Raw genomic sequence first — 5,153 nt, forward strand, 5'->3', positions numbered from 1 at the left:
ATAAAGTTAGTTTGTCTAGCATCTAAAAATAAAAATTGACGTTCACGTTGTTTGTTTCGTTCAGTTTTCAAAGAACTTGTCTGTCGCTCATTTGCGACTCCCTTATGTTAACATTTCCAATTTGTAATGTCAACTAAGTTTTTTATTTCGTTTGTCGCTTTCTGCGTTGTTGCTATCGGCGACTTGTTCTATATTACACCTCTATATGGTAATCGTCAATACCTTTTTATAAAGATATTTAATTTAATACCTTCGTACTCTTTTAACTCTAGATAAGGACCTATGAAGATTTCATAAAACTAGAAACCATCGTCTACTTTTCTTTACTAATCTATTCTTCTACATACTATTCAATTTAGACACTTCTCTATTACATAGGACGCGCTCCCCATCTTACCGAACTTATACGATTGATTCTTTTCAGCTAAACTGGCAACTTTATTTTAATGATTAATAGTATATAAGTAGAAAGTTGCTTTATTTTTCATTACTGCTCCCGATTCCCCTTTGTTTATCAAATTGTACTATCAATAACCATTCTATTTGAATCAGGTAACGATACGAAAGATATATGTATTCTTATACCAGACGATGATAAAGAAATCCGAGGTTTATTAAAAAGATATTTAGAATGAGAGGTATACATAGTAGATACTGCGTCTGCGCTTATTTAATCAAAACAACTATAACCTCCTTATATTAGATCTTATGATGCCGAAAGTAGATGGGATTGTGCTTTCAATAAACGAATTAATAGCTGAATTAGAACAGGGTCAGATCGAAGCGAGGAAATCCAAAAAGCTAGAAAACAAATTTCATCTAATATTTCACATGATATCCGAACACCACTCACTTCTATTATTGGATATATTAATTCTTTAAAAAATGATGTCGCTGCTTCTGAAGTAGAAAAGCAAGAATATCTTGAAATACTTTATAAGAAATCGAATGACTTAAAACATCTAGTCGATGAAATTTTTAATATGGCCAAGCTATCAAAACTTAACATTGAACTACAAGTTCTCATACCAGAAGCTACTTCTCCTATCATTGCAGATTACCTTAGCCTTATACGAATTATAGGTAATCTAATTAAAAATGCTATCCACTACGGAAAAACTGGGAAAATATATGAATGTACAGCAAGGAGAGATTTATGGATTCATAGGGCGTAACGTTGCTGGTAAAACAACTACAATCCCTATGCTGCTTAGTCTTACAAAACCTACAAGTGGAAATATAGAAATATTCGGTGGGGATTTACTTCGGAATCAAAAAGACATTTTAAGAAGAATTGGTTCTATCGTTGAAGTTCCTGGGTTTTATGAAAACTTAACTGCAAGAGAGAACTTATTAATTAATGCCAAGATAATTGGAGTTTACAAAAGGAATGCAATTGAAGAAACATTAGAAATTGTAGGCTTGCATCACGAAACAAAAAACTAATAGGAAAATACTCTTTAGGAATGAAGCAACGCTTAGGAATTGCACGTGCTCTTCTCCATTATCCTGAACTACTCATACTAGATGAACCAACTAACGGACTAGATCCAATCGATATTAAAGAAATGCGAAAACTCATTAAATCTTTAGCTCAAGAAAGAAATATAACGATACTCATTTCTAGTCATATATTAGCTGAGGTGGAACAACTAGTCGATCGTATGGGAATTATTCATGAAGGAAGGTTATTAGAAGAAGTTTCTCTTGATACACTGCGTAAAGCCAATCGTAATTACACAGAATTCCAAGTAAATAATGATAATAAAGCTGCGATGCTATTAGAAAATCATTTTTAAATTTTTGATTATGAAGTACGTGATGAAGGGCATATTCGCATTTACTCTCATTTCGGACAGCAAGGATACATTAACAGAACGTTCGTTCTTGACGATGTTGAAGTATTAAAAATGATGATGAGCGAAGAAAGATTAGAAGATTATTTCACCAAACTAGTTGGGGGTGGAACAATTGGTTAATCTACTCTATACAGAACTATTAAAACTAAAACGTTCTAATATCTTTTTGCTTAGTATTATTGGGGCTGGTGTCGCACCCTTTTTAGTGGTTGTAGCGTCTTATATACACATAAAGACAAAACAACCTACTCCAACTATTTTATTCCATCAATTATTTCACTGAAGTTAACTTATATACTACTTTAGTTATCGGATTCCCCTTATATGGGGTTGTGATTGCTTATCTATTTACCCGTGAATACACGGAAGATACATTAAAAAATTTGCTAACTATCCCAGTATCACGTATTAGCTTTATTGTAAGTAAGTTCATCCTTCTATTCCTTTGGATCATGATGCTAACTTTAGTCGCTTGGGCGCTAACTTTATTATTAGGGTTAATAGGTAGCTTCCCTGGATTTAGCACTGCCTTACTTTTAGGCTCCCTTGTGAAATTTCTAATATGTGGTGGACTTCTCTTTCTTTTGTCTTCACCTATTGTACTATTAACCGTTGTAATGAAGACCTATGTACCACCTATTATATTAACAGTCATTATTACAATGACTAACCTTATGCTCGTGAACTCTAAACATAAAGATCTATTTCCGTGGACCGCTACTCTAGATATCGCAAATAACGAATTACAACCCACATATCCAGCAGAGTATTCTTATATCATCATTGCAGCAACAGCAATTTTCGGATTTATTGCAACACTATTCTATTTTAAGAGAGTAGATATTCATTAATTTATAGGAGTGAAACTATGAGCGATATCATCATTGCCTTCATACTCGGTATTGTAGAGGGGTTAGCTGAATTTTTACCTATCTCTTCTACTGGCCACCTTATATTAGTCGGACATTTATTAGGCTTTGAAGGAGAAAGGGCAAAGACGTTTGGAATCGTTATATAGTTAGGAGCAATTTTAGCTATTGCGATTTTATACTATAAACGCCTTGTTTCTTTATGTAATCTTAAACCTCTTCTGCGGAAAGAGAAAAAACTCAACGCATTCCATGTATTTCTTGGCGTATTTCCGGCAGTAGTTGCTGGTTTACTACTACATGATGTTATTAAAACATACTTATTTCAGCCATATACTGTCGTGATTGAACTTGTAGCAGGAGTAAAAAAGGCAGAGGTAACCACCTTTTCACTGGATGATTTAACATACCATCAAGCATTAACAATTGGATTATTTCAATGCTTAGCAGTATATCCTGGCTTCTCTAGGGCTGGATCTACTATTTCTGGAGGTCTATTAGCGAAAGTAAATTATAAGACTGCATCTGAGTTCTCTTTTCTCATTGCTCTTCCTGTAATGGTTGGAGCTACAGGCTTAGACTTATTAAAAAGCTGGAAGTATCTAAGTGTAAATAATATCCCTATGTTTGCAGTAGGCTTCCTTACTTCTTTTATTGTAGCAATGCTAGCAGTAGTAACTTTTCTTAAGCTTTTAGAAAATATAGGTTTAAAACCTTTTTGCATACTATCGTATTTTGTTGGCTATCTTATTTACGCTTTTCGTATTGCTATAGATTCATATGAGTCACATATTATTAAACCGATATTCAAATTGGAATATCGGTTTTTTATCTATTTCACCTCTAGTATTACTCACTTCAATATGGCATAGTGGTAATAAACCAACATTAATAATCCGAATATTCTTCAAACAATCCGTTAATATATAAAGTTACAAGCTATACTTGAAGTCCGAACCTAGTAATAGTATTTCTTCGTTAAACACCTATACTGGTTTAAAAACACGCAACTCAATTGATTAATTGTACCCCTCACACTCACCTGGAACAAACGTTCTTTGTTTTGTAATATATCACTTCTTCTTTATATTTTAAGTAGTTATTGTTTTTCACTCGTACTTAACTTCTCTATAAAAGGCCCCTAATTATAAGATTTAAGGAGGTTTATTCTATGGCCTATATACAAATAATTACAGTATCGTTTGGCTATTAATAATGATTTTTTAACACCTTTATATGATGAAGATAACCAGCGCTATATTTATACAGGCACTGCCGGAAAACTTATTCCTGTTTCTATATTTAGCAGATGGTAGCTCCTTGTCTATTCACGAAATCGACGAAGAGTTAAAACTATTATTAGAAAACTCCCCTGAATGGGATCATTTATACCTATTACCATACGAAACAATTCGGAAATTAAATATCCCGTCTATTAATATGGGGGTATAGGTGGAAGATGGATATAAGTGGACAAAACGTGTTTACAAACCATATTCATTCAGCGTATTACCTTTATTGATTCGTAAAACAACAATACAGATTTTAAATGCATACAAAGTACTTACAAATAAACAAATTACACGTGGGACCTATAAAGTAATTTTTTAATAATTAGCGAGGATACTTCATCTTCCACCTAGCCTCTTTTTTTCTACTGAAGCTTAAATTGGAAGTATCATTCCCCTAAAATAGCAAGATAAAAGGAATTAAATTTAACTAAAGTGAGGTAATAATACAAATGAATCCATTAGCACAAACATATTGGGATACTTATTGGGGGCAGAATGAAAAACCAAAATCTGTTACTGCTTGGCAATTCGGTGATTCTCCTGATTACCTCGCCCAATTAGTAATTGATGGCATAAAAACCGCAACCTGCTCCGGCCATATTTTTTATGAATTAGAAAATGAACCACTACCAACAACTAACGATTATAGTATTGTACTTAATAGTCAGGATGAACCTGTAGCTATTATTAAGACAATAGAAGTAACTATAATGCCAATGAATGAAGTGACTGAAGAATTCGCTATCGCTGAAGGCGAAGGTGATCGTACCTATAGTTACTGGAGAGATACCCATATTCAGTTTTTCACAAAGGAACTAAGCGAGCTTGGTCTTAGTTTTTCTGAAGATATGCTGCTCGTTTGCGAACGTTTTAAGCTTATCGATGTAAAAAACAAAGTGAAGCTATGATAAATAACGATTTTACCGGAAGTCCATGCTATATAAATACATTTATCTTTAAACAAATAAGCTTGTTATCAATGGATTTCTTGAGCCATTAATAACAAGCTTATTTCATCAAACACAAAAAAGACGAGTCATTCTGACTCGTCTTAAGGTTGCTTGGCGACGTCCTACTCTCACAGGGACAAGGTCCCAACTACCATCGGCGCTAGAGAGCTTAACTTCCGTGTT

The 5,153-nt window shown here is 33.6% G+C and carries 3 protein-coding genes and 4 pseudogenes; all 7 read left to right on the forward strand.

Annotated elements, in window-relative coordinates:
* Positions 1-654: 654 nt before the first annotated feature.
* Positions 655-1,130 (forward strand): annotated as a pseudogene (locus JDS80_RS30155) (sensor histidine kinase); the annotation flags it as partial.
* Between the two features lies 1 nt (position 1,131).
* Positions 1,132-1,979: pseudogene (locus tag JDS80_RS32215) on the forward strand (ATP-binding cassette domain-containing protein); the annotation flags it as partial.
* A pseudogene (locus JDS80_RS30170) lies at positions 1,972-2,710 on the forward strand (ABC transporter permease). The pseudogenes JDS80_RS32215 and JDS80_RS30170, both read left to right, overlap by 8 nt.
* Positions 2,711-2,727: 17 nt before the next feature.
* Positions 2,728-3,502, forward strand: a pseudogene (gene bacA, locus JDS80_RS30175) (undecaprenyl-diphosphate phosphatase).
* A 546-nt stretch (positions 3,503-4,048) separates the two neighbouring features.
* Positions 4,049-4,180, forward strand: coding sequence for a hypothetical protein (locus tag JDS80_RS32030; RefSeq protein WP_274605855.1), 132 nt, complete (start codon positions 4,049-4,051; stop codon positions 4,178-4,180).
* Positions 4,181-4,339 carry a hypothetical protein gene (locus tag JDS80_RS30180; protein WP_199640758.1) on the forward strand — a complete coding sequence of 53 codons (159 nt, stop codon included), beginning with the start codon at positions 4,181-4,183 and terminating at the stop codon, positions 4,337-4,339.
* Positions 4,340-4,469: 130 nt separating this feature from the next.
* Positions 4,470-4,928 (forward strand): ASCH domain-containing protein, encoded by a 459-nt coding sequence (locus JDS80_RS30185; RefSeq protein ID WP_071770581.1) that lies wholly within the window; start codon positions 4,470-4,472, stop codon positions 4,926-4,928.
* Positions 4,929-5,153 lie beyond the last annotated feature (225 nt).

The sequence above is a fragment of the Bacillus cereus group sp. N8 genome (assembly GCF_016483685.1).
Lineage (GTDB): Bacteria > Bacillota > Bacilli > Bacillales > Bacillaceae_G > Bacillus_A > Bacillus_A proteolyticus.

Excerpts from the sequence above, each read along its gene's own strand:
- JDS80_RS30185 (WP_071770581.1), top strand. The coding sequence starts at position 4,470 with ATGAATCCATTAGCACAAACATATTGGGATACTTATTGGGGGCAGAAT.